This is a genomic window from Streptomyces rugosispiralis, from assembly GCF_024505145.1.
GTDB lineage: Bacteria > Actinomycetota > Actinomycetes > Streptomycetales > Streptomycetaceae > Streptomyces > Streptomyces rugosispiralis.
Genome location: NZ_JANIAA010000211.1, coordinates 1 through 608 on the forward strand (window position 1 = coordinate 1; position 608 = coordinate 608).

The following is a 608-nucleotide window of genomic DNA, read 5'->3' on the forward strand; positions in this document are numbered from 1 at the left end:
TCGGCCCGCGGGGCGTCCGTTGTGGTTGGGGTCGTTGAAGTCGAATATTGGTCATGCGCAGGCGGCTGCGGGTGTGGCTGGTGTGATCAAGATGGTGTTGGCGTTGCGGGCGGGGGTGTTGCCGAGGACGTTGCATGTGGATGAGCCGTCGCGGCAGGTGGATTGGTCGTCGGGTGCGGTGGAGTTGTTGGTTGAGGAGCGGGTGTGGCCGGAGGTGGGGCGTCCGCGGCGGGCTGGGGTGTCGGGGTTTGGGGTGAGTGGGACGAATGCTCACGTGATTTTGGAGCAGGCGCCGGAAGCGGTGGTTGAGGTGGCGCCGGGGGCGCCGGGGGTGGCGGCTGTGGGTGGTGTGGTGCCCTTGGTCGTTTCGGGCTCTGATGGCGCCGGGTTGCGAGGGCAGGCGCGGAGGCTACTGGACTTTGTGGATCTACGCCCGGATGCGGAACTGAACCAGCTGGCCAGATCCTTGGCGGCGTCGCGGGCGGGGCTGACGGAACGTGCGGTGGTGCTGGCAGGGGACCGGAGTGAGGCGCTGGCGGGGCTGGCGGCCGTGGCCGGGGGTGAGGTGGCCGGTGGCGATGTGGTGGGACGGGCGGACACGCAGGGTC

Annotated in this window: 1 protein-coding gene; it reads left to right on the forward strand. The window is 69.6% G+C overall.

Features of this window, described 5'->3' with window-relative positions:
- On the forward strand, positions 1-608 hold a 608-nt coding region (locus tag NP777_RS47105), incomplete at both ends, for a ketoacyl-synthetase C-terminal extension domain-containing protein (RefSeq protein WP_305890877.1).